The organism is Bacterioplanoides sp. (assembly GCF_965226395.1).
Lineage (GTDB): Bacteria > Pseudomonadota > Gammaproteobacteria > Pseudomonadales > Oceanobacteraceae > Bacterioplanoides.
The window spans coordinates 3,878,870-3,904,013 of record NZ_OZ245358.1 but is presented as its reverse complement, the minus strand read 5'-3'; the positions used below and the strand labels follow the sequence as shown (position 1 = coordinate 3,904,013).

18 protein-coding genes and 1 tRNA gene are annotated in these 25,144 nt (G+C 48.8%); 13 read left to right on the top strand and 6 right to left on the bottom strand.

Annotated features, from left to right (window positions below):
- Positions 1–182 precede the first annotated feature (182 nt).
- From lon to ACO05E_RS17905, 4 genes are all read left to right on the top strand, one after another.
- A complete protein-coding gene (lon, locus tag ACO05E_RS17920) occupies positions 183–2,570 on the top strand; it encodes an endopeptidase La (protein WP_419810850.1) in 2,388 nt (795 codons plus the stop codon).
- Between the two features lie 94 nt (positions 2,571–2,664).
- Positions 2,665–2,964: an HU family DNA-binding protein gene (locus ACO05E_RS17915; protein ID WP_255860889.1), complete on the top strand. Its 300-nt coding sequence runs from the start codon at positions 2,665–2,667 to the stop codon at positions 2,962–2,964.
- Between the two features lie 14 nt (positions 2,965–2,978).
- A tRNA-Asp gene (locus ACO05E_RS17910) sits at positions 2,979–3,055 on the top strand.
- Between the two features lie 84 nt (positions 3,056–3,139).
- Positions 3,140–4,969: a SurA N-terminal domain-containing protein gene (locus tag ACO05E_RS17905; RefSeq protein WP_419810849.1), complete on the top strand. Its 1,830-nt coding sequence runs from the start codon at positions 3,140–3,142 to the stop codon at positions 4,967–4,969.
- Positions 4,970–5,047: 78 nt separating this feature from the next.
- Here ACO05E_RS17905 and ACO05E_RS17900 read toward each other — a convergent pair whose 3' ends face one another.
- Genes ACO05E_RS17900 through ACO05E_RS17890 form a run of 3 tightly spaced genes read right to left on the bottom strand, consistent with a single transcriptional unit; the run spans position 5,048 to position 7,091 of the window.
- A complete protein-coding gene (locus ACO05E_RS17900) occupies positions 5,048–5,650 on the bottom strand; it encodes an IMPACT family protein (RefSeq protein WP_419810848.1) in 603 nt (200 codons plus the stop codon).
- A 26-nt stretch (positions 5,651–5,676) separates the two neighbouring features.
- Positions 5,677–6,756 carry a class I SAM-dependent methyltransferase gene (locus tag ACO05E_RS17895; protein ID WP_419810847.1) on the bottom strand — a complete coding sequence of 360 codons (1,080 nt, stop codon included), beginning with the start codon at positions 6,754–6,756 and terminating at the stop codon, positions 5,677–5,679.
- Positions 6,756–7,091: a hypothetical protein gene (locus ACO05E_RS17890; protein WP_419810846.1), complete on the bottom strand. Its 336-nt coding sequence runs from the start codon at positions 7,089–7,091 to the stop codon at positions 6,756–6,758. The genes ACO05E_RS17895 and ACO05E_RS17890 overlap by 1 nt, the downstream gene beginning before the upstream one ends.
- Positions 7,092–7,304: 213 nt before the next feature.
- Here ACO05E_RS17890 and ACO05E_RS17885 point away from each other — a divergent pair, with 213 nt between their 5' ends.
- Positions 7,305–8,216: a DUF4062 domain-containing protein gene (locus ACO05E_RS17885; protein ID WP_419810845.1), complete on the top strand. Its 912-nt coding sequence runs from the start codon at positions 7,305–7,307 to the stop codon at positions 8,214–8,216.
- 20 nt (positions 8,217–8,236) lie between these two features.
- Here the strand turns inward: ACO05E_RS17885 and ACO05E_RS17880 are convergent, their stop codons facing one another.
- Positions 8,237–8,566, bottom strand: coding sequence for an ArsR/SmtB family transcription factor (locus ACO05E_RS17880; RefSeq protein WP_419810844.1), 330 nt, complete (start codon positions 8,564–8,566; stop codon positions 8,237–8,239).
- Positions 8,567–8,776: 210 nt separating this feature from the next.
- Between ACO05E_RS17880 and ACO05E_RS17875 the strand changes: the two genes are divergently transcribed.
- The 3 genes from ACO05E_RS17875 to sthA all read left to right on the top strand — a co-directional run bounded on the left by ACO05E_RS17875 (position 8,777) and on the right by sthA (position 11,545).
- Positions 8,777–9,814, top strand: coding sequence for an FAD:protein FMN transferase (locus tag ACO05E_RS17875; RefSeq protein ID WP_419810843.1), 1,038 nt, complete (start codon positions 8,777–8,779; stop codon positions 9,812–9,814).
- Positions 9,815–9,819: 5 nt separating this feature from the next.
- Positions 9,820–10,053 (top strand): (Na+)-NQR maturation NqrM, encoded by a 234-nt coding sequence (gene nqrM, locus ACO05E_RS17870; RefSeq protein WP_419810842.1) that lies wholly within the window; start codon positions 9,820–9,822, stop codon positions 10,051–10,053.
- A 100-nt stretch (positions 10,054–10,153) separates the two neighbouring features.
- Entirely contained in the window at positions 10,154–11,545 is a 1,392-nt protein-coding gene (gene sthA / locus ACO05E_RS17865) for a Si-specific NAD(P)(+) transhydrogenase (protein ID WP_419810841.1), read from the top strand.
- An 80-nt stretch (positions 11,546–11,625) separates the two neighbouring features.
- Here the strand turns inward: sthA and ACO05E_RS17860 are convergent, their stop codons facing one another.
- Positions 11,626–11,940: an SCP2 sterol-binding domain-containing protein gene (locus ACO05E_RS17860; protein ID WP_419810840.1), complete on the bottom strand. Its 315-nt coding sequence runs from the start codon at positions 11,938–11,940 to the stop codon at positions 11,626–11,628.
- A 274-nt stretch (positions 11,941–12,214) separates the two neighbouring features.
- Between ACO05E_RS17860 and sohB the strand changes: the two genes are divergently transcribed.
- Positions 12,215–13,279: a protease SohB gene (gene sohB, locus ACO05E_RS17855; RefSeq protein WP_419810839.1), complete on the top strand. Its 1,065-nt coding sequence runs from the start codon at positions 12,215–12,217 to the stop codon at positions 13,277–13,279.
- A gap of 14 nt (positions 13,280–13,293) precedes the next feature.
- Positions 13,294–14,286 carry a YhdH/YhfP family quinone oxidoreductase gene (locus ACO05E_RS17850; RefSeq protein WP_419810838.1) on the top strand — a complete coding sequence of 331 codons (993 nt, stop codon included), beginning with the start codon at positions 13,294–13,296 and terminating at the stop codon, positions 14,284–14,286.
- Positions 14,287–14,521: 235 nt separating this feature from the next.
- On the opposite strand, the gene ACO05E_RS17845 is transcribed toward ACO05E_RS17850, so the two are convergent.
- A complete protein-coding gene (locus ACO05E_RS17845) occupies positions 14,522–16,435 on the bottom strand; it encodes a methyl-accepting chemotaxis protein (protein WP_419813636.1) in 1,914 nt (637 codons plus the stop codon).
- Positions 16,436–16,648: 213 nt separating this feature from the next.
- Between ACO05E_RS17845 and ald the strand changes: the two genes are divergently transcribed.
- From ald to recB, 3 genes are read left to right on the top strand one after another with little or no spacing between them, the layout of a single operon-like run.
- The gene (ald, locus tag ACO05E_RS17840) at positions 16,649–17,770 is read left to right on the top strand and encodes an alanine dehydrogenase (RefSeq protein WP_419810837.1); all 1,122 of its coding nucleotides are present in this window, start codon (positions 16,649–16,651) and stop codon (positions 17,768–17,770) included.
- A gap of 59 nt (positions 17,771–17,829) precedes the next feature.
- Complete coding sequence (gene recC, locus ACO05E_RS17835) at positions 17,830–21,339, top strand: exodeoxyribonuclease V subunit gamma (protein WP_419810836.1); 3,510 nt, start codon at positions 17,830–17,832, stop codon at positions 21,337–21,339.
- Positions 21,339–25,142, top strand: a complete 3,804-nt coding sequence (gene recB / locus ACO05E_RS17830) for an exodeoxyribonuclease V subunit beta (RefSeq protein WP_419810835.1) — start codon at positions 21,339–21,341, stop codon at positions 25,140–25,142. Before recC ends, recB begins: the two co-directional genes overlap by 1 nt.
- Positions 25,143–25,144 lie beyond the last annotated feature (2 nt).

Sequence of the window (25,144 nt, the reverse complement as noted above, 5' to 3'; positions counted from 1 at the left end):
AACCACACTGGTCAGATTGATGATGGCCAGTCAGACAAAAGAGGCGTTCGCCTCTTTTGTCGTTTTCAGGGCTTAGCCCCTGAATATCAATGACTCAATTATGCAAACCCGCCCTTGTAATTAAGTTTCTCTGTCCCCACTATCATTAAATAAGAACGATAGGATTATTAAGTCAGGTGTCTATGTCTACCGAAACACTGCCATTATTACCACTACGCGATGTTGTTGTTTTTCCCGCGATGGTAATCCCTCTGTTTGTTGGCCGCGAAAAGTCCATTAATGCGCTGGAAGAGGCAATGGAGGCTGATAAGCGAATTATGCTGGTTGCGCAGACAGACGCATCCGATGACGAGCCAACCTTCGACAGCATGCATGCCGTTGGCACGGTTGCGACTATTTTACAGTTGCTGAAATTACCGGATGGTACAGTGAAAGTGCTGGTCGAAGGGGATTCCCGTGCCGAACTGGTCAATCTGGTGGATGAAGAAGAGCTGTTCCGTGGTGATATTCGCCCGGTTGCTACGACTGAGTTGTCGGAGCGTGAAAATGAAGTATTGGTTCGGACACTGACTGGTAACTTTGAACAATACGTGCAGCTTTCCAAAAAAGTCCCGGGTGAGGTGTTATCAACCATCTCCGGGATTGATGATGCCAGCCGTTTAGCCGATACCATTGCGGCGCATATTTCACTCAAGTTGGATGAAAAGCAGAATGTTCTGGAAATGGCGGGTGCCAAAGAGCGTGCTGAACATCTGATGGAGCTGATGGAATCTGAGATCGATTTGCTCAAGGTTGAAAAGCGCATTCGTGGTCGCGTGAAGAAGCAAATGGAGAAAAGTCAGCGTGAGTATTATCTGAATGAGCAGATGAAAGCGATTCAGAAAGAGTTGGGCGAAAGCGAAGATGGCTCCAACGAGTTTGATGAGCTGACACAAAAAATCGAACAGTCTGGCATGACCAAAGAAGCGCGCGAAAAAGCCGACGCTGAAATGAAAAAGCTGCGCATGATGTCACCGATGTCTGCCGAAGCTTCAGTTGTGCGCGGTTATCTTGACTGGCTGGTGAACCTGCCGTGGAAAAAGCGCAGTCGTGTTAGCCATGACCTTGAGAAAGCCGAAGAAATCCTGAATGCCGATCACTACGGTCTGGATGAAGTTAAAGAGCGTATTCTTGAATACCTGGCGGTACAAAACCGGGTTAAGAAGGTACGTGGGGCGGTGCTGTGTCTGGTTGGTCCTCCGGGTGTTGGTAAAACCTCGCTGGGTAAGTCCATTGCTCGCGCTACCAATCGCAAGTTTGTCCGTATGGCACTTGGTGGTGTGCGTGACGAAGCAGAAATTCGTGGCCATCGCCGCACTTATATCGGTTCAATGCCTGGCAAGCTGGTACAGAAAATGTCCAAAGTGGCGGTTAAAAATCCGCTGTTTCTGCTGGATGAAATCGACAAAATGGGTATGGATCACCGTGGTGATCCGGCGTCTGCATTGCTTGAAGTGTTGGATCCGGAGCAAAACAGCAACTTTGCCGATCACTATTTAGAAGTCGACTATGACCTGTCGGATGTGATGTTTGTGTGTACTTCAAACAGCATGGATATCCCAGGGCCGTTGCTGGATCGGATGGAAGTCATCCGTATTCCGGGTTACACCGAAGATGAAAAGGTCAATATTGCCAAACGTTATCTGTTGCCGAAGCAGATCAAGCTGAATGGCCTGAAAGAAAACGAAATTAAACTGACAGATGAGCGTCTGCAAGACATTATCCGTCATTACACCCGGGAAGCGGGGGTGCGTGGCCTTGAACGTGAAATTGCCAAGCTGTGCCGACGTGTGGTGAAAGCCAATATTCTTGATAAGAATCAGACCACGCGTGAGATTACTGCTGAGCTGCTACAGGAATATCTGGGCGTACATAAATTCCGTTATGGCTTGGCTGGTGCTCAGAATGAGATTGGTCAGGTGACCGGATTGGCGTGGACATCGGTCGGTGGTGAGCTGCTGACGCTGGAATCAGCAGCTACGCCGGGTAAAGGACGTATTGTCAAAACCGGCTCGTTGGGCGACGTGATGCAGGAGTCGATTCAGGCGGCGCTGACGGTAGTACGTAGCCGTTCTGCTGGTATGGGCATTAATGATGACTATTTCGAGAAACACGATCTTCACGTGCATGTTCCGGAGGGGGCAACACCTAAAGACGGCCCGAGTGCTGGTATCGGCATGGCAACGGCGCTTGTGTCGGTCATGACCGGTATTCCGGTGCGTGCGGATGTGGCGATGACCGGTGAAATTACACTGCGCGGTAAAGTGCTGGCGATCGGTGGTCTGAAAGAGAAGTTACTGGCCGCCCATCGTGGTGGTATTAAAACCGTGATCATCCCTAAAGAAAATGAAAAAGATCTGCGTGATATCCCGGATAATATCAAGGCGGATCTGAAAGTGATCCCGGTTGATTGGATTGATGAAGTGCTGGATCTGGCGTTGGAAAGCAAACCTGACGCCGTTGGTGATATTTTAACCAAAGAAGATTCAAGCGCTTCGTCAGAGGAAAAAACACGACCAAGCACCCACTAAGGTTGCTTGACGCTCATAGGGCGAGTTGGTATAAATCACCGCTCTTAACTATTTTTTGATTAGCGATCACCCAGTCGCATAACAAGAATTCACAATTGCGCACAGAGTAAGGGGATTAAGTGTGAACAAGTCAGAATTGATCGACGCTATTGCTGCTTCCGCCGATATTCCAAAGGCAGCGGCAGGACGTGCATTGGATGCCATGATTGACAGCATCGGCAATGCACTGAAAGAAGGTGACCAGGTTGCCTTAGTTGGTTTTGGTACTTTCCAGGTTAAAGAGCGTGCTGCTCGTACTGGTCGTAACCCACAAACTGGCGAACCGATTGAAATTAAAGCGGCGAAAGTTCCTGGGTTTAAAGCAGGTAAAGCGTTAAAAGACGCTGTAAACTAACGCCAACTGAATCTGGACCGGTAGTTCAGTTGGTTAGAATACCGGCCTGTCACGCCGGGGGTCGCGGGTTCGAGTCCCGTCCGGTCCGCCAGATCGAAAGCGCATCTACGATGCGCTTTTTTTATACGAAGTTAATCGATAATGCGCCACCTATTACAATTATTCAGGAGGAAACATGCTACAGACGATGCGCGATAATGCCCAAGGTATGATCGCAAAGGTAATCGTATTTTTTATTATCCTGGTGTTTGCCCTTTGGGGGGTTGAGAGCATCGTAAGTCTTGGCGGTGGTGAACAACCACAGGCAACGGTGGGCGATAAAGAAATTACGGAATTAGAAGTTCAGCGTTTGGTTGAGCAACAGAAAAATAATCTTCGTCGCCAGTTTGGTGACCAATACAATGAAGATTTATTTAACGAAGGCTTTTTGCGTCAATCCGCAATGGAACAGCTGGTTAACCAGAAAGTTGCTTTGGTTCAGGCTGAAAAAATGGGTTTGTTCGCCGCGACTCAGGCCATTGATGAACAAATTGTTTCCATGCCGGCGTTCCAGCTGGATGGTAAATTCAGCAAAGAACAATTTCAGAATATTTTACGCCTGAATGGCTGGACGCCACTGAGCTTCCGCGCCGATCTGGCGGATGATGTAAAAGCCACACAAGCACGTGCTGCTTTTGTCTTAAGTTCTATTGATACGCCTTTTAATGTTCAGCTAAGCGAAGCCTTAAACAGCGAAGAGCGTACTTTCCGTTATGTTGAAATTGCCACTGACACTTTAAAAGCCGATATTCAGATTTCGGATGAAGATGTTCAGGCACGTTACGACGAAACCAAAGAGCGTTATAAAACTGACGAAAAAGTTGCCGTTCAATATGTTCAGTTAAGTCGTGCAGCACTGGCAGCCGATCAGGAAGTAACTGAAGAAGATCTGGTGCTGGCCTATGAAGATTATGTTGCTGCAGCACGTGCTGATGAGCAACGCGCTGCCAGTCATATCCTGATCGAAGTTAATGATGATCGTGACGCTGATGCAGCCAAATCATTGGTTGACGAGATTCGTGGTAAGCTGGATCAAGGTCAGGATTTTGCTGCGTTAGCAAAAGAGTTCTCTGATGATATTGGCACCAAAAACGCGGGCGGCTCTTTAGGTTTAAATACCAAGGGTGCGTTTGTAGCTGAATTTGAAGATGTTTTATATTCGCTGGAAAAAGGTCAGATTTCTCAGCCGGTAAAAACCGAATTTGGTTTCCATATTATTCGCCTGGATGATGTGGTATCTGATGAAGTTAAATCTGCGGCGGATATGACCGCACAATTAACAGCAGATATTCAAGCGGAAAAAGCGGCAGCGGAATTTGCAGAATTGCAGCAAGAACTGTCGAATGTGGCTTTCTCTGCGGGCTCTATTGAAGAGGTTGCTGAAATTATGTCATTGCCTGTAGCCCAGACTGCTTTGTTCAGTCGTGTGCAGGGTGAAGGCGTGGCGCTGAATGCTGACGTTCGTCGTCAGGCATTTGAAGATGCTGTATTGCTGGATCGTGAAATCAGCCCGGTTATTGAAACCGCTGACGCTGCGCTGGTATTTGCCGTTGCAGAACATCAGCCTTCTCAAGTGAAGCCACTGAATGACGTTAAAGCAACCATCGTTGCCGCCATGACTGAAGAGCGTGCATCGGATCTGGCAAAAGAGCGTGCGGACGCAATTAAAGACGGCGCTGATGCGCAATGGTTAACGGTAACCACGTCATTTAATCAATCATCGGATGCACCACGTACCGTTCAGCAAAAAGCGTTTGAGTTGACTCTGAATGCGTCAGAAATTGTGGCGACACCTGGCGGCCACTCGGTTGTTATTGTTGATGCGATTAACGAAAAGTCCTGGCAGGAAATGCAGCTGAGCGATGAGCTGGTAGAGGCGGGTCGTACCCAGCAAAGCCGTTCGGATATGTTGAGCTATCAGGCCTGGGCTAAAGAAAATACAGAAATCACTCGCTCCGGTAGTTAATTTCGGGTCGTTGATTCTGTTTGCCATAAAAAATGCCACATCATGTGGCATTTTTTATGGGCGCTATTTAAAGATTTTTTATTTGATGCGAAATAAAATATTTCGCTGCTGCAGTGCAAGCGCCAGTTCATTACTGCGACTTTTATCCAGAATAAGTTGCATCACAATGCCATTGTGTTGATACGTAACTTCTTCGACTTGTGCCTGATGCTGTTGGGCTAAATGGCGCACCACATTTTCCTGAGGGAAGTCTACGCTGACATCGACGCAGGCTTGTGGCACCAGGGTTTTTAATTGTTCGTTTTTTAGTTGTTGAATCGCATCAGAGCATGACTGGCTGTAAGCGCGTTGCAATCCTCCAGTGCCGAGTTTGGTGCCGCCAAAATAACGGGTGATTAACACCGCACAATTAATTAAGTCGTGGTGGCGCAACACTTTTAAAATCGGCATCCCGGCGGTGCCCGATGGTTCACCATCGTCACTGAAGCCTTCATTAATCTGATTGTTGCTGTTAATTAATCGAAACCCTGAACAAACATGACTGGCTTTCGGATGCAGGTTTTTAAGCTGTTGAATGCGTTGCTTAACGGGGTGTTCGTCATTGCAGGGCATAAGCTCTGCAATAAAACGACTGCGCTTTTCTTCGATCTCATGCTCAATGGTAATGAGTGGGTATTTCATATTATTCTGAGCTCAAAGATAGGTGATTAACGCTTTGGAAGCTGGCAATGGAAAACGGTAAATTTTGCGTCTTTATGAATATTGTTAACGCGTTTAAATAAACGATTTAGTGTTTTCTGGTAAGGCAAGTGTCGGTTGGCAACAATCAGCATTTGCCCTTCATTGCTCAGTTTTTGCTGACTTTCGCGAAACATATTGATTGCAATGTTGGTTAATTCTTTATGACCATCATGGTAGGGCGGGTTGCAGACAACCCAGTCGAGAGGTTCATTAACGGCTGATAAACAATTCCCGTGACGTACTTCGATATCCAGACCGTTGCGTTGTGCATTCTGGCGGGCTGACTGTGTCGCAACATAAGAGTCGTCTGTCAGAATCAGCTGGCATTCGGGCTGTTGCTGTTTGATGGATAACCCTAGCAAGCCATTGCCGCAGCCCAGGTCGCACACGGTTCCTTTTTTGATCAGCTCCAGATAAGGCAAAATAACCCGACTACCAATATCCAGTTTGTTGCCAGAAAATACTCCGGCGACAGCATTCAGTGTCAGTGCCTGATGTTGGTAACCGGTAGTTTGTGGTGTATTTATCTGTACGCCGTGAAGCTGAAGCAGACGTGCTTTCTTTTCGATGCGGAACTGCTGATAGTTCTGGCTTTGTTGTTCGAGCCAGTTCAACCAGGAAACCGGAATGTGCTTGGCCATGCCGGCCAGATAAATCGGGATATCCTGACTGAGGTTTTGCTGGCAATAAAATAGCCAGTATTTGAGCTGGTCAAAATTCTTCGGGATTCTGATCACAACCTGCTGGACGTTTTGCCAGTCGATTGTCTCCGGGCCTGACTGGGCTGGCGCGAATTTCTGCTCAGGAAAGTTGCTGGCCAGATTTTGCTGGCGGGCAACGATGGCGCTGGCGCTGTCACACCAGCTTTGATGTTGGCTGAACAGGCAGGCCAGAGCGCCATGGCGATCATTAATCAGCAGGGTGTTGGTGGTTAAATCAACGTGCTGGTAAACATAAGCATCAGCAGCGTCCCAGGGCAGGGAAATATGATCCGGAACCGCGGGGAAGCATTCCAATGTCAGTTGGGTGAGTGGCCAATCGCTCATCAGTAAATATCGTTAAAGTTCTTCGAGTCCAGTTGGTCGAACAAACCTTTATCGGTATTTTTGTCTTTCTCGGGTTTTGGATTGTCGCTTGGTGCTTCGGTAGTCTTTTTCGGACGCAACGCTTCGCTTTCCTGCTGTTGCTGCTCCTGAACCGCCTTGGCTTTTGCCTCAGGGTTTTCAGCCAGGAATTTTTCATAGGCAGACGGATTGCGTTTGCCTTTGATGCGCTTGGTGCTCTGGCGATCATTACCCGCTTCGCGTTTAAGCTTCGAGATACTGCCGGTTTTCACTTTGTGGATACGGCTTAAAGAGCGTGTTTTTTTCTTACGTGTCATGGGAAAGGCTTCATAGAAACAGGGGGTGATTTTACCTGAAAGGCTTGCATTTGTAACGGTTTTACAATTGTTAGGCCTGATCCGTTTGTCCTGTTTATGGCAGCGCTGTTATAGTATGCCCCATTGGAATGTTTGCAGTATTGATAGTGTCTGCTGCAGTATCGTTATTGATTGTGTGACATGGTTGTGACGTAGAAGGAACCGGTAATTCAAATGCCAGAACAAAAACACTACCTGGTGTATCTTGCCTCTACCGCTGAAGGAACAGAGCTTGAGCGTTATGAAATCGAGCGACAGCTTGCCCGTAATAATATGGTGAATACCGGGTTTGCCTATCGGGAAGAAGCAGGCCCTTATGACTGGAATCTGGTTCGGGCACAAATTGAAAAGTCTGATCTGTTTCTGTTGCTGTTGGCTGACAGCTATGGCCCTATGTCGCCCACGGGCATCAGTCATCTGCATCGCGAATTCGTTCATGCGCAAAGCATTGGTAAACCCATTCTCGCGTTTATTAAAAATACCCTGCCGGAACAGAATCTGAGCGAAGAGCAGCGCCGCTTAAACGGTTTCCATCGCATTATTACTCAGCATGCAAACTACAAGTTATGGCATTTGCGCGATGAGTTGTTATCTCACGTAAAAGCCAGCCTGGCTGCCGCCAAGTTAAAAGGGGGGTGGTTGCCAGTGGCTCATACCGCTCCGGTTAAAGCCGTAGAAGCCGTTAAACCAGAAACCGCTGCGGATAACATGACCGTGCAACAGCGTCTGGCCCGTGCGCGTCAGGTAATCAGCTTACAGGTGGCTGCTAAAGTCTATGAAGCAGGCAATCTGACCCGGGAAGAAGTTTTTCTGCCAGTTCGCTCCGATCAGTTACTGCAGGGGGTTGCACATTTATTGCGCAGTGGCGCTAGTGAAGACCGGTTGCGGGCTCAGCTGGAAAGTGTCATTGCCCGTAAAGTGTCTGAACAACTGCTCAAGCGTCACCCTCAGGCGCATGCCGTTGATGACGTTAAAATCAGTCGTGGGCAATTTCAGCAAATCCTGAAAAGTTGGGAGTCGATTGGCTTGGTGTCGGGTAAGGGAGAAGCAGGCCGCTCAGTTTGGGTGGTCACCGAAACAGCCTGATAAATAGTGGAAGTGGCCTGCTACGCTGGGCTCAGTAGGCTTTGTTTTAGTTCCAGTTCCATCTTCATGCTATCGCAAACAATATTGCAGATATCAAAAATAAAAGGCGCATCAATGCTGAAAAAAGCCATGTTGCCTTCCTGGCGACGCTTTACCATGCTGTGGCTGCGCAGCGTTGATAAATGTTTAGAAACATTAGGCTGCGACGCGCCGGTTGCTTGTACCAGTTCGGTGACCGACTTTTCTCCACCTTGTAGTTGGTGAAGAATTTTAAGCCGCATAGGATCGGCTAATAAGCGAAAACGCTGAGAAATTAACTCAAGCATTTCATCGGACATTACTTCTTGCATCGATGAGTTCTCCAGATAGACGCAAAAAGTCTACGTGATAATCGTTTACGGCCCAAATTCCTTTTTTTTGATTTTTAATTCCTTTTAGTTATATGTTAGTTCCTGAAATAACTGAAAACCCAGCTTTTGTTGGGTGGGCATATCAGACCGTGCTGGCTTAGTTTATACTCGCCGCCATTGTTGATAGCCGGGTTAAATGACAGAGAAAGCATGGTTCAGATTTTGTTTGCAGTGTTGCTGATAGGAACACTGAACGCCTGTACACCGGGCTCCGCCGACCCGATACAAAAAATTTCCGGGCCAACGATGGGTACCTTATATCACATCAGTTGGTTGGGCTCTGAAGATCGTGTGAGCGTCAAAAATCAGGTCGATCAACGCCTGGCTGAGATCAATAAAGTGATGTCAACTTATGACCCGGCTTCGGAATTATCTCTGATAAATCAATTAACAAAGTGGCCTATCGAACAGTCTGTTTCAGCTGAGTTAGCAAATGTTTTGCAGTTATCACTGGATGTTTACCAAAAATCGGACGGTGCTTTTGATATTACCGTAGGACCTTTGGTGAATCTTTGGGGTTTCGGGCCACAAGGTGATCCAGAGAAAGTACCGGATAAGGCTCAGATCCAAGCTGGCTTGAGTCGGGTCGGCAGTGATGCCATTTCCTTATCAGACCAGCAGCTGACCATTACCCAGGCACGTTATCTTGATTTGTCGGCCATTGCCAAAGGTTGGGCGGTGGATGATATTGCCCGATTGCTGGAAACCCAGGGCATTACCAACTATCTGGTGGAAATTGGCGGGGAAATCCGTACGTCAGGTCAGAAGGCGGACGCTACACCCTGGCGGATTGCCATCGAGCGGCCCGATGTGGGATTACAGCAAACGGCTCATCGGGTTTTTTCACCTCAGGGGCGGGCGCTGGCAACGTCGGGTGATTATCGTAACTTCTTTATTAAAGACGGTGTTCGTTACTCACATACCATTTCACCTAAGACGGGATATCCGGTTGCTCATGAACTGGCTTCTGTCACTGTGGTCAATAACAGTGCGGCATTGGCCGATGCCTGGGCTACGGCACTCAATGTCGCCGGGCCGGAGCGAGGTATGCAGCTGGCAGATAGCTTGGATCTGGCTGTTTATATGATCGTTCGTGATGAAAATGACCAGCTGAATGAGCTGACTTCAACTACCTTTAATCTATGGTTTCCAGATTTTTTGCCGGAAGCCTCAACTGAAAACGAGTAAAAATTATGTCAACTTTAGTGATTGTATTTGGTGCCATGCTGTTTTTTGTGGCGGCGATGGCTGTTGGTGTCTTGCTGGGACGTAAGCCTATCTCCGGCTCCTGTGGCGGTATGGCTGCCATTGGTATGGAAAGCGCGTGTGACGTTTGTGGTGGCGACAAAGGAAAGTGTGAAAAGGAAAGCAAAAAAGCTGCTGAAGCTTCGGATGGTGCCGATTTTTATGATGCCACAAAGCGTTGAATCAGTGCTTTTATACTAAGTAACTATAATAAAGACGTTTGTAATAACAACGTCTACAATAGTAGTCAGATATCAATTACTGAATGATGGAGTAACCAGCATGGCAGATTATCATTACGACGTGGTCATCATCGGCGCAGGCCCGGCAGGGGAAGGCGCGGCGATGAATGCGGCCAAAAATGGAAAGAAGGTTGCAGTCGTAGAAGATAAAAACATGGTAGGGGGTAACTGTACCCATTGGGGCACTATTCCTTCCAAAGCTCTGCGTCATGCGGTGAAACAAATTATTTCCTTTAATACCAACCCGATGTTCCGCGATATTGGCGAACCGCGTTGGTTTTCTTTTCCCCGGGTATTAAAAAGTGCCGAGCGGGTGATTGCTAAGCAAGTGAAACTGAGAACTCAGTTTTATGGTCGTAACCGCATCAGCGTGTATACCGGCAAAGCACACTTTGTTGATGCCAACACAGTCGATGTATTCAACGGCACGGTCTCCAATACGCGTCTGCACACCAAGGAAGTCGTCATCGCTACCGGTTCAAGCCCGTGGCGACCATCTAATATCGACTTTAACCATCCGCGTGTTTATGACTCCGATACGGTATTACAGCTGGAGCACACGCCACGTACCATTATTATTTATGGCGCCGGGGTGATTGGTTGTGAATACGCGTCTATTTTCTCGGGCCTTGGCGTTAAGGTGGATTTGATTCACCCCGGCGATCGCCTGCTGAACTTCCTCGATGATGAAATTTCAGATGCGTTGAGCTACCACTTGCGTGATAAGGGCGCTCTGATCCGCCATAACGAGCAATTTGATTCTCTGGAAATTAATGAGCGTTACGTGACCATGCGTATGGCTTCCGGCAAAAAAGTTAAAGCTGATGCCTTTTTGTGGGCAGCGGGTCGCAGTGGCAATACCAAGGATCTGGGGCTTGAGAATATTGGTCTGGAAACCAACAGTCGTGGTCAGCTGGAAGTGGATCAGGAATACCGTACTGCCGTCGACAATGTCTATGCAGTGGGGGATGTAATCGGTTGGCCAGCGCTGGCATCAGCAGCCTATGATCAGGGGCGGGCAGCCGCTGCCAAAATCTCCAAACCAGAAGATTTTCGTTTTGTCAGCACCGTGCCTACAGGCATTTATACCATTCCTGAAATCAGCTCGGTTGGTAAAACCGAACATCAGCTGACGGAAGAGAAGGTGCCTTACGAAGTGGGTCAGGCATTTTTCAAAAGTATTGCCCGGGCGCAGATTACCGGCGAAGGCGTGGGTATGCTGAAGTTATTGTTTCATCGCGAGACACTGGAAATTCTCGGTATTCACTGTTTTGGTGACCAGGCTGCTGAGATTGTTCATATTGGTCAGGCGATTATGGAGCAAAAAGGCGAAGGCAATACATTAAAGTATTTTGTGAACACCACGTTTAACTATCCAACCATGGCAGAAGCTTACCGTGTTGCGGCGTTGAATGGCCTGAACCGTTTGTAACTCGTGTTGTTTCTTCAGACATAAAAAACGCCGATACCCTGAGGTATCGGCGTTTTTTATTGGCTGATTGTCGGCCAATATTAAGCTGGGAACAGTTCGCCCAGCTTAGTTGCCAGCATCATGTCGCCTTCAACACGCAGTTGACCAGACATAAATGCCTGCATGCCATCGGTTTCACCCGTAGCGATGCCACCAAAAGTTTCGCTGTTCATGATCAGAGTGACGTTAGCGTCATCGTTCTCACCAGCAGCTGCAGTGCAGGTGCCGTCTTTTACGATCAGGTGGTAGGTGTCGCCATCTTCAATGTTGAATTGGAAGATTAAGTCCATGTCAGCCGCAGCGGCGGCGTTGAACTTGCTGTTCATTGTTTCAATAATTTCTGCAACAGATGCCATAACATTTTCCTTCTTATTGCTTAAATAGGACAGGTACACAGCTGAGATGTTACGTAATCAGCACCCTGTCTGGGGATGTCGTTATCTGACGCTGTCACTCTATGGGGAGTCTGGGAGGGTGTCAATTGAAATTCATACGATTGTTTGAATTTCTTGCGACGGTAGATTTGCCTGCATTCCTGCAGTCGACTGGTTTGTTCGTTGCCAGCTTTGCGCTATTCTTGCGTTCTTTCTGTTAACAGGGTCGGCCGAGACCCCCATTAAGGAACAATTTGTGGAATTTTTAGTTGAGTACGGGGCATTTTTGCTGAAGGCCATCACCATTGTGGTTTCAATTCTGATTGTGGTTGGCGGCATTATTTCACTGAGTGCCCGCCCTAAAAGCCAAGCCGACGGTGAGTTGGTGATCAAAAAGCTGAATGATGAGCTGGAAGATCACAAAGAGCAGCTGGAAGACGCCATTCTCGATAAAGAGCTGCTGAAGAAAATGGCGAAAGACAAAAAGAAAGACGATAAGCAAAAAGAAAAAAGCGCCAAGAAAGCTGCCAAAACCAAAACAGAAGACGAGCCGGAAGAGAAAAAGCGCGTATTTGTTCTGGACTTTGATGGTGATATCAAAGCCAGTGAAGTGGAGCTGCTGCGCCACGAAATCAGTGCCATTCTGACTATGGCATCGCCGAAGGATGAAGTGGTTGTCACACTGGAAAGCGGCGGCGGCATGGTGCACAGCTATGGCCTGGCGTCTTCACAATTACAGCGCATTCGTGACAAAAATATTCCGTTAACCGTTTGCGTAGACAAAGTAGCAGCCAGCGGTGGTTATATGATGGCCTGTCTGGCGGATAAAGTAGTGGCTGCCCCGTTTGCGATTATTGGTTCCATTGGTGTGGTTGCTCAGTTGCCCAACTTTAATCGCTTGCTGAAAAAGCACGACGTTGACTTTGAGTTGTTCACCGCGGGTGAATATAAGCGCACCGTGACTATGTTTGGTCATAACTCCGCCAAAGCGAAAGAAAAATTCCAGTCTGATCTGGAAGATACCCACGAGTTATTTAAAGATCATGTTGCCCTGTATCGTAAAGACCTGAACGTTGAAGCCGTCGCTACCGGTGATATCTGGTACGGTCAACAGGCGTTGGAAAATGGTCTGATTGATGAAGTTGGCACCAGTGATCAGTACCTGATGAATGCCTGTGATGAATCCGATGTGTTTACGGTTCGTTATGAATACAAAAAAACTCTGCAGGAAAAACTTGGTATTGCAGTGCAACAGGGGGCAGAGTCTGCGTTCACCCGGTTGCTGACGGCAGCTAATAATCGTATGCAAAGTAAAGGCTAAACGAGGGTATCTTTATGACATTTCTGGCGTACCGGGTTGCAGAAACCGAGCAGGGCATGGCAGCCAGCTGGCAGGAACAAACGGTTGATCAGCTGCCTGAAGGTGAAGTGCTGATTGCTGTTGAGTACTCATCCATTAACTATAAGGACGCGTTATCGGCCAGTGGTAATAAAGGTGTCACCCGGGAATATCCTCATACACCGGGTATTGATGTCGCCGGCACGGTACTTGAGTCGGCCTCTGATGATTTTGCCGCAGGTGATGCGGTGGTGGTCTTTGGTTACGACCTGGGCATGAATACCGCTGGTGGTTATGGTCAGCAGGTGCGGGTTCCGGCAAATTGGGTTTTACGTCGGCCAACGGCGTTACCCGCTGCTCAGGCGATGTCCTGGGGTACCGCTGGTTTTACCGCCGCATTAAGTGTGCAGAAACTAGAGCGCAATGGCATCAAACCTGAGAATGGTCCTGTTGTCGTGACAGGCGCAACCGGAGGTGTTGGCTCCGTTGCTGTGGCTCTGCTGGCTAAGCTGGGCTATGACGTGCTGGCAGTGAGTGGCAAGCCGGAACAACAGGACTTCCTGAAGCAGTTAGGAGCGACAGGCTTTCTGAGCCGTGACGATATTTTAGCGACCAAGGGCAAAGCTATGGCAAAGCCGTTATATCAGGCTGCTGTAGATACCGTGGGTGGCGATCTGGTTTCCGGGCTGATTCCTCAGATTAAGCCGGAAGGTGCGCTGACGACTTGTGGCATGATTGCCGGTATTAAGGTTGAAGCCAGTGTTTTCCCGTTTATTTTACGTGGCGTCAGTTTACTGGGCGTGGATTCGGTTGAAATCCCTCTGGTAGATAAACAGCAGGTATTGGATAAAGTTGCTGACCAATGGCAGCTGGCTCAGTTGGAACAGATGACGACGGAAATCAGCCGCTCTCAGCTGGCCGATGTGTTGGCTAAGGTTTTATCTGGTCAGGGTGTGGGCCGTTATCGATTAAACCTGAATGCTGAATAATTTCAGCTAACTGATTAAAAGATAGAAAAGCAAAACCCCGGTGTGCAGTTTCGTGCTGCATCGGGGTTTTGCTTTTTATGGGGTATGACTTCTAGCAGGTTATTGAAAAATGTTTCTGAGGCAGTCAGAGCAAGGCAAAAATCAGTGAAAAAGCGCAGTTTATAAGCAATAAATGAGCATTTTAAGCTGATTTTTAACGCAGTTATGGCAACGCAAGTAGTTTTTCAACAGCCTGCTAAACAGTGAAGCGATTACTTTGCTGGCTCAGATTATTGCTCTGTTCAGATACCGCTGTTGCCGATGCCGCCACTTCTTGTGATTGCGCTAACAGACCGGAAGCTGACTCATCCACCATAAAAATATTCTGGCTGATGTCACTGGCGACCTGAGCTTGTTGTGAACCGGCGCTGGTCAACTGTTGAATCACCTCGTTGATGCTTGCCATCGACGCCAGAATAGAGTTCATAGCTTCGCCGGTTGCCAGTGACTCCTGTTCCCCCTGATTAGCTTGTTCGCAAGCATTATTCATTGCCACCACGGCTTCTTCAGCAACGGTTTGCAGGCTGCCAATGGTGGATTCAATCTCTTCTGTCGATTCTTGTGTGCGGGTTGCCAGAGTACGAACTTCATCCGCTACCACGGCAAAGCCACGTCCTTGTTCTCCGGCACGCGCTGCTTCAATTGCAGCGTTTAATGCCAGTAGGTTGGTTTGTTCGGCAATGGTTTTAATCACATCGGTGACACCGGCAATTTCCGCGGTTTGGGCGGCCAATGCTGAAATCCGCTCCGAGGCATCACGGATGGTGGTTGCCAGATTGCGGATCACAGTCGCAGACTGTTCACTGCGTTCGGCACTGCTTTGTGCTGTCTCTTGTGTATTGCGACTTTCCTGTTCGGCATTACGACACAGTTGCTCGACTAACTGGGCACTGTCTTGCAGGCTGCTGGCGGCACTGGTGATACGCTCTACTTTTTGTTTCTGTGAGGTGCCCAGGTCGCTAAGCTGGTGGGCTGAATGATTCAGCGTGGTTGAGGTGGATGATAAATTCTGGGTGTTGTCGGTGATGGCGCAAATGGTTTCCCGCATCTGATCAATGGCAATGGCCAGCGAGTTAACCACGTGGCCCAACTCATCTTTGCCACTGGCCGGATAACCTCCGGCTAAAGCACCTTGTTCAATATCTTCCGCCATACGGGCAACCAGCTGAATATTGCTGCTCAGTGATACGTTAACCGCTGACACCAGATACACGGCAATGCCGGCCATAATGATAAATACCACTGCTGACGTCATCAGGCGGTTGCTCGCATCCCCCTGGTGTTGTTGGTTCAGAGTCTGGAATTCATCGTGCAGCCGTTGATCCAGTGCCATCATATTATCAGCGACTTTCTGCCCCTGGCTGTACAGCGCACTGGCCGATGCGGTGAGTGAGTTGCTATCAATAAACTCACGTTTGATCTCCGTTAAATAAGCGGATGTGGCCTGCTGGTAATTCTGCCATTGTTGTTTCAGAGGCTGATCCAGCAACATCATTTTATTGTTCAGCGCTTCTTGCTGAATCATCGCTTGACTGAATAGCTGACTCAGGCCGATATAACCATCCGGGCTGAACTGACCCGCTTTTGCCATGTTAACGGCATGACTGGTGAGCGCTGCCAAAACACTGGCAAAGCGGGGTATATCAATGCTTTGTAATTGTCCGATAACCACAGTTTGTTTATGTCGGTCCAATAACAGGCCTGAGATCAGCGCTTGTGATTCAAGCATCTGTTCCAGTTGTTGCATCCACTGGCGAAATTTAGCAACCTCATTACTGCTGGAGTTAGCTATTTGTTGCAGACGCTGACGGTCTGTGGCGTTGGCAATGGCCGGTATACGCTGCGACCAGTTAACCGGCGAGCCACTGCTGCTGGCTGAAAGTTGATCTTTAATGGCCTGGTTATGTATTTCCAGAAGCTGATAATTCTGTTCGGCAGCTTGCTGCTGCTCCCGGGCCTTGTTAATGGCTTCATTTTCAGCCTGAAAAATAAACCAGGCGCTGTACAGCATCGGCAGAGAAAGCAGTGCAATAATCAGCCAGAATTTTTTACGGAACTCAACATCCGCTAACCAGTGAGTTCCAGGCAACGAGGCAGGCATAAACAGCATTTCCACAGAATAAGTTCTGAATAACTATAGTCTATGGCAGCAGAAGCGGTATTGTTGGCGCTAAAAACACACTCAAACGTTTGTCTGAGACGATAAAAGGACTATTAGAAGTGGGTTGTTGTCAGCTAGACTCAGAGCATGGTGTGATCTTTCCTGTAACCTGAAGCAACACAAATCAGCGATCGGATATGGATGATCGGAAGCGAGGTGCTTATGAAAGTTGGTGTGCCCAGAGAAACCAAGAATCATGAATACCGGGTGGGCCTGACCCCCGATAGCGTGCGCGAACTGGTTCATCATGGTCATGAGGTATTGATTGAGCGCGATGCTGGCAAAGCCATTGGCTTTTCGGATGAAGACTATCAGGGCTCAGGCGCAGATATTGTGCAAAGCAATATCGAGGTTTTTGCTCAGGCGCAACTGATTGTTAAAGTCAAAGAACCTCAGCCAGACGAGGTGGCACTACTAACGCCCCAGCATACGCTGTTTACCTTCCTGCATCTGGCACCCGATCCGCAGCTGACCCAGGCACTACAACACAGCAGAGCCATTTGTATTGCTTATGAAACCGTGACCGATGCGGCCGGACGTTTACCTTTGTTAGCGCCGATGTCTGAAATTGCCGGCCGTATCGCGGTACAGGCCGGAGCGCGCAGTCTTGAAATGGAAGCAGGTGGTCGTGGCGTTTTATTATCGGGAGCGCCGGGTGTGCCTGCCGGGCATGTGGTTGTGCTGGGCGGCGGAGTCGTTGGGCGTAATGCTGTTACCATTGCCGTCGGCATGGGTGCTCAGGTAACCGTACTGGACACATCGCTGGCCACCTTGCGGGAACTGGATCTGTTATGGGGCAATCGTATTCAGACACTTGCCTCCACTCAAACGACTTTGGAGAAACTGCTGCCCAGTGCTGACCTGGTGATTGGCGCGGTATTAATTCCCGGCGCTACGGCGCCCAAACTGGTCAGCCGAAATCACCTGGAGTCGATGAAATCCGGCGCGGTAATTGTTGATGTCGCCATTGATCAGGGAGGCTGTGTTGAAACTGCCCGGCCTACCACGCATAGCGATCCAACCTTTGTGGAGCAGGGAGTAGTGCATTATTGTGTGGCTAATATGCCGGGTGCGGTTGCGCGTACGGCAACTCTGGCACTGAATAATGCAACACTGCCCTTTGTACTGGATCTGGCGAATAAAGGTACGTCAACGGCGCTACGTGAAGACCCGTATTTGTTGCAGGGGCTGAATATCTGGAAAGGGCAGCTGACCAGCCCGGAAGTGGCGGCCAGTCAGAATGTGGCTTTTACCGAACGCTCGATGCTACGCATATTAACCTGATTATTTTTTAGCGCTCGATTTGATACTCTAGTGGCACGATTTTTTGCCTCAGGGTTTTCATGTTCCACCTTTACCATTCCAACGATTTAGACGTCTTACGCGGTATTCTGGTGAACCGCATGGCAGAGAATCCTCCGTCTCCTTTTGAGCAGGAAGCCATTCTGGTGCAGAGTCAGGGCATGGCCCACTGGCTGAAACTGCAGCTGGCCGATGAGTTAGGCATTGCCGCCCAAATTGATTTTCCGTTACCGTCCAGTTTTGTCTGGAAAATTTTTAACCGACTGAAACCGGAACTGCCCGAGCGCTCCCATTTTGAAAAGCAGGCCATGGCCTGGAAGCTGATGCGGCTGTTGCCTCAATTGGTGGATGATGAAGCCTATCAGGCCATTAGCCATTATTTGAGCGACGATGAAAACGGTCTGCGGTGTTATCAGCTGGCACATAAAATTGCCGACGTATTTGACCAATATCTGGTGTATCGGCCGGACTGGTTGCTGGCTTGGGAAGCCGGTGAGGATGCGATTATCGATGGTGATGTCTCACGTCACCCCTGGCAGCCAGCGCTATGGCGGGCACTGATTAAAGACAGTGACTCACTGGGGCACTCGCTTGATCACCGCGCCCGCTTGGCGCAGCAGCTGGAATCTCTGGTAGCGCAGCATCCCGAACGATTACAGGACTTACCTAAACGCTTATTTGTGTTTGGCATTGCAGCCTTGCCGGGCAGTTACTGGGACGTACTGCGAGCCATTTCCCCCGTTATTGATGTGCACTTTTTTTTATTAAATCCATGCAAAAACTTCTGGGGCGATATTGTTGATGATAAACGTCGTTTGCAGATACTGAAAAAGCAACCACAGGCGGCAGAGTATTTTGACCGGGGCAATCCGCTGCTGGCGTCCTGGGGAAAACTAGGGCGCGAATTTCTCACCCTGGTGCATGATGCAGACTCCGCTATTTCAGATATTGAAGCCTGGGTTGACCACTCCCAGGATGATGGCGCTCAGCCATTGCTTAAGCAATTACAGCAAGCCATCTTGCAGCTGGATGACCAGCAGGCTCAGGCTTTTTCTGGTGAAGCGCTGAGTCACAGCCAATTTAAAGCCGTAATTGACGCCAACGATCACAGTATTCAGTTTGTCGCCGCACACAGCCCGCTGCGTGAAGTACAACAATTACACGATCAGTTATTAACCTGGTTTAAAACCGATTCACAGTTAAAACCACGTGATATTGTGGTGATGGTGCCGGACATTGATTTGTACGCGCCGTATATTGATGCGGTATTTTCATCCGTTGCCGAACACACCCGTATTCCCTGGGCCATTGCCGACCAATCCGTTTCTCAGGAAAACCCGGTTATTGAAGGCTGGTTAAATTTATTAGGTCTGGCCGATAGCCGCCTGCTGGTGACGGACGTTCAGGACTGGCTCGATATCAGCGCGGTACGCCATCGTTTTGCCATCAGTGATGACGAACTTGAACTGATTAAAGACTGGTTACAGCGCGCGGAAATTCGCTGGGGTCTGAACGCACAGCACCGGCAACAATTAGGTCTGCCGGAATTTGATCAGAACAGCTGGCAAAAAGGGTTGCGGCAATTATTACTGGGCATGATGCTGCCCGATGATTCCGGTGCCTGGCAGCAGGATTATGCGGTACCCGCCGTGGAAGGCAATGCTGGTGAATTATTAGGCAAGCTGATGGCATTGCTGGATCAGTTAGAGCATTGGCAACAGTTACTGAATCAAAATCATACCATTACCGACTGGCAAACCTTGTTGCTGCGCTTAATTGATGATTTTTTTGCGCCGGATTTAACTCAGGCGCAGGCGTTAAAAACAGGCCTGGCAGACAATGCCTCGTTACAGAAAATCCGTGATGCCATTCAGCACTGGCAGGAAGGGCTGAACGATGCCGGTTTTCAGCAGACGTTATCGCCCCAGGTGGTGAAAAGCTGGTTTGTCGAACAACTGGGGCAGCAGGGGGGCTGGCAACGCTTTTTAGCCGGGCCAGTGAATTTTTGTACCCTGATGCCGATGCGCTCGATTCCGTTTAAAGCGGTGTGTTTATTAGGCATGAACGACGAAGATTATCCGCGCCGGGTAACGCCGGTAGGGTTTGATTTAATGGTCGCCGGTAACAGCCGCCGGGGAGATCGTTCACGGCGTGATGATGACCGCTATTTATTTCTCGAAGCCGTGTGCTCAGCACAACATTATTTGTACATCAGTTATCGTGGTCGTGATGCCCGTGAAAATAACGAATTACAGCCATCGGTACTGGTCAGTGAATTACAGGATTATATTGTCGACAGTTATGTCCTGCCGGATGACCGCAACTTACCTCATGCACAAAGCCGTAAAAAATTGCAGCAGCATTTAATTCGTGAATTACCGTTGCAGCCGTTTAATGCCAATGATTTTTGCAGTTATCAGCGACTCTGGGCGCAGGTTGCCAATGTCAGCCGTGGTTCTATCAATGAAAACCGTGATCCGGCCAATGCCTTGGCAATGCCTGAGTTTTTGCAGCAGCCACTGGCAATTCCGGATGATATAGATACCTCCGAAGTGCACTGGCAAGACGTAAAAGAAGCGTTAGCGAATCCGGCTAAATTTTTTGTGCGGCGGCGATTAAAATCCAGCCTGGATATGTATTGGCAACAGGATCAGACCGAAGAGCCGTTTGCTCCCAATGGTCTGGAGTTATATCAGTTGCGCCAGCAGTGGTTATCATCGTATGACGCAACGGTTGCCGAAACTCCCGATTTTTTAACGCGCCAACAGGCGTTGGGTAAGCTGCCGGTTAATCAGTTAGGCTCGGTCTGGTCTGATGATATTCAGGACGAGTTATTGCCTTTGGCGCAGACGTTAGCGGCGCAGTGCCAGCAGCCGCTGGACGCAACGACGTTGCAATATACACTGGCATTCGAGCATATGGTGCCTGATGCACTTGATGAGTCGCAAGCGTCAGCCCAATCAAAAAGTTGCCGTATTATTGCTGAATTACAACAGGCTTATGCGCTGTCTGATGCCGCTGACAGCGATCATCAGCTGATTATTTATCGTACCGGAGCCATTCGTGGTGAACATTTATGGCAGGCCTGGCTGGATTTATTAATTACTTCTGCCGCCCGGCCCGGTTTAATTCAGCAAGCCCGACTGTATGGCCTCGATAAAAAAGCCGGGCTGATGCATTACCGCCTGCAAGCGCCCAGCCCGGCATTAGCGCAACAACGGTTGCCGCAATTAATGAGTATGTACTGGATGTGCTGGCGACAACCACAACCTCTGATTACGGATTTATTGTGGCATTCTTTAGCGCTGCCTGATGCCAGCGACGACCCGGATAATTGGCAGGAAGCCTGGCAAAAATTACTGCAAAAAATGATCAATAGTGAATTCTCGGCCTTTTACGATCCGTATTTATTACGTTGCCTGCCGGATATTGCCCAGCAACTGCAAGATAAAACGTTTGCACAGCGCTGGCTGGCAGACTATCAACCGTTATTGGCTGATATTGAACAGCATTTAATCCGTGATGACGATGAGTGTGGGAGCAATAACTGATGCAAGCGTTAGATATTCGCTCGTTCCCGTTAACCGGCCAGTCATTAATTGAAGCCAGCGCCGGAACCGGAAAAACCTATACCATTACCGCCCTGTATAACCGCCTGTTGTTAGCGCATCAGTCGCCTCTACCACGTTTAGGGTGTGATCAGATTCTGGTGGTGACCTTTACCCGGGCAGCAACCGAAGAATTACGCGGCCGTATTCGTGAGCGTATCCGCGACAGCTTTGAAGATTGTTTGCGTTTATTGGCTGACAGTGAGCCTCAGGATTCAGAATTTGCCCGGTTAATTAATGATTTAACCAGCCCTGGTCAAACACTGGATTTACAGCAATTAAGCCTCTGGTTGCAGGCTAATTTAGCGCAAATGGATGAAGCCTCGGTATTTACTATTCATGGTTTCTGCCAGCGCATGTTAAAGCAATTCGCCTTTGATTCCGGCGTGATGTTTGATGCCGAACTGGTGCTGGATAGTGAAACCTATTTAAAACAAGCGTGTGAAGATGTCTGGCGGCAGCAGAGTTATCATCTCGATAATGAACAAGGACGCTATTGGTTAAATCGCTATGCCGGGCCACACGCGTTATTACAACGCTTCCGTAATTGGCTGTCGCGCCCGGGGATGCGTTTTATTCCGCCGCCGGACCCGTCGCAGCATTTTGAGCAGAACTGGCAACAATTAAAACAAGCCTACCTTGAGCTGGCAGCACATTGGCAGCAAATAGGTGGTCAGGGCGTTAGTGATGTTATCAGTCAGTCCGATGTCGAGAAACGCTCTTACAGTTCCCGCTATTTGCCGAATTGGATCAGCAGTGTTTCGGCGTATCTGGCGGCGGGCTTTGCATTGCCGGTTAACGACAAACTGGAAAAATTCAGCAGCGCCGTATTGTATGAAAAAACCAAAAAAGGAAATCCGCCACAGCACTCCTTGTTTGATCAGGTGGAGCGCTTTGTGGCCCAGGCCGACGCTCTGGCATTACAACTGGATATCCGTTTATTCGAGCAGGTAAGGGCGCGTTATTTTGGCCTGCTGGAAAAAGCGGCGGCATTAACCCCGGATGATTTATTACGTTTGTTATCGACGGCATTAAACGGTGAGCAGGGGCAATTATTAGCGCAACAAATTCGCCGCTGTTATCCGGTGGCGATGATTGATGAATTTCAGGATACCGACCCGCAGCAATATGAAATTTTTAATGCCATTTACCCGCCACCGAAGAGTGATTCGCTGCAGGCTGAGCAAAGAAACGATTCCAGTGCATATGGCCTGTATATGATTGGTGACCCGAAGCAGGCGATTTATGGTTTTCGGGGCGCGGATATTTTTACCTATATGGAAGCGCGCCGGGCTTTGGCCGCACAACAACGCTTTACACTCGATACCAACTGGCGCAGTCATTCCCGCTTGATTGCCGGGGTGAATCATTTATGGGGCATCAACGCCAGCCCGTTTGTATTTGATCAGGATATTGAATTTGTGCCGGTTAAAGCTGCAGGAAAACATGATCAGCAAGGATTTCAGCTGGCGGGCGAGGCGCTTCCGCCGCTGCAAATCTGGTCTGATACAGAACAGTCGCTGTCACGTTTACAAGCTCAGCAGCAGGTGGCCGAACAGTGTGCACAACAAATTGCCGGATTAATTTACGGCGATTACGCCAACTTAGGTGAACACTCGGTTGAAGCAAAGGATATTGCCGTATTGGTGCGCAGTCGTCGCCAGGCGGGCTGGATACGAGAGCAGTTGTCACGCCAGCAAGTGGGCAGTGTGTTTTTAACCCGCGACAGTGTTTATGACAGTCAGGAAGCACGGGATGTACTGGCCTGGTTAAGTGCGGTACATGCGCCAAGTGATGAGCGCGCAGTGCGAACGGCTCTGGCAACGGCAATACAAGGGCTGGATGCGCAAGCATTAAATACGCTATTGAACGATGAGCAGGCCTGGGAGCAGCAGCTGGAGCAATTTTATAACGTGCAGTACCAGTGGCGCAAACGCGGCATTATGGCGGCGCTGATGTTATGGCTGGAAGCGCCACGGCTGAGCACGGATTTATCCAGTGATCATGATTCGCTGGCGGTGTATTTGCGGCGCAGTGCCGATGGCGAACGGCGTTTAACCAATCTGATGCATCTGGGTGAATTATTACAAACTGCATCGCGGCGGGTGCGCGGCCAGCAAGGGTTAATTCGCTGGTTGGGTGAGCGCATTTTTGATGAAGAACGTAGTGGTGAAGAAGCACAATTACGGTTAGAAAGCGATGCCAATCTGGTCACCATTGTTACCATTCATAAATCCAAAGGACTGGAATATCCGCTGGTGTTTTTACCCTACCTTTGGGATGACAGTTTTGAACCTCACCGCTTAACCGAAGCACAATATTATCAGGGGTATGATGATCATGACTCTGATGAGCCAGGCGTGGTATTAAATTTAGCGCCGGATAATGAGGCTAAACAACTGGCGATCCGTGATGCCAAAGCCGAATATCTGCGCTTGTTGTACGTTGCTTTAACCCGGGCCAAATACGGTTGTTTTACCTGGCTGGTGAATGCGGTGGATGGCCGCAGCAAAAAATCATTATTGCCTAAAAGTGCACTGGGGTATTTACTCAATATTGACCAACAACCGGACTGGTCGAAGTTGCAGCAACAATTAACTCATCAGGATATTGCCTTCAGTGAATTTCCGGATTGGCGCGGCGACTTTTTTCAACCGGATAATCGTGATAACCAGCAAACCGCTGTGGTTGAGCAATCGTTTACAACCCGGCTGTACGATTATTGGCGAGTGAGCAGTTATAGCCAATTAACGGCAGACATTTCACATCCGGCTAAATCATCTGCTGACAAACAATCGGCCGATAGTGCTGAGTTGGACTGGCAAGACCCACAACTGGAAGGCATGGACTGGGAAGCCGCTGGCGATATCCAGCGTTCCTCTACGGAATTGTTAGCACCGGATAATCCAGCATTGCTGTTTCCCAAAGGAGCCAACCCCGGCACCTGTTTACACGCCATTCTGGAGCACTGGGATTTTAATGACCCGGATGCGTTGCTGGATATCTGTCAGCAGCAACTTGGCTATTACGGTATTGAGCTGGATGAGCAAAGTATTAAAGATGTGGCGCAGTGGTTGACGCAGGTGGTGAATACGCCGTTGCTGGGTGAATTTTGTCTGGCGCATCTAGCAAGTGATCAGCGCTTGGATGAAATGGAATTTCATTTGCCTATTGCTACTGAGCTGCTAGCCAATCGTATTAATCAATTAATGGCGGCTTACCCAATCACTCAGGACCCGTCATTAATAGCGGAGAAACGATTAAATTTTGATCCGCTAACCGGTTATCTGAAAGGCTTTATTGATCTGATTTTCTGCCATGAAGGGCGCTATTACGTCGCCGATTATAAATCGAATCATTTGGGCGATCAGGCGGCGGATTATATTTCTGAAAATCTGGCACTTTCCATGGCAGACCATCATTACGATGTGCAGGCCTGGATTTATACCATAGCGTTGGATCAGTTATTGTCACAACGACTGGCGGATTATTCGCCACAGAAACATCTTGGTGGTGTGTTTTATTTGTATTTACGCGGCATGACAGACGAATTTTGTCAGGCGGCCCGGCTGCTGGTAAGCGCTCAGCAGCCAACCATAGAACAGGATTTATTTGCACCCGAGTCGGCTGATGATTTAGAACAGGACTCTGATATGTTACCGCAACATCCGGGTGTCTTTTATCAGCGAGTTGACTTGCAAAAGCTCAACCAATGGAAGTCAGCGTTTGGTTACGCCAATGATTAATA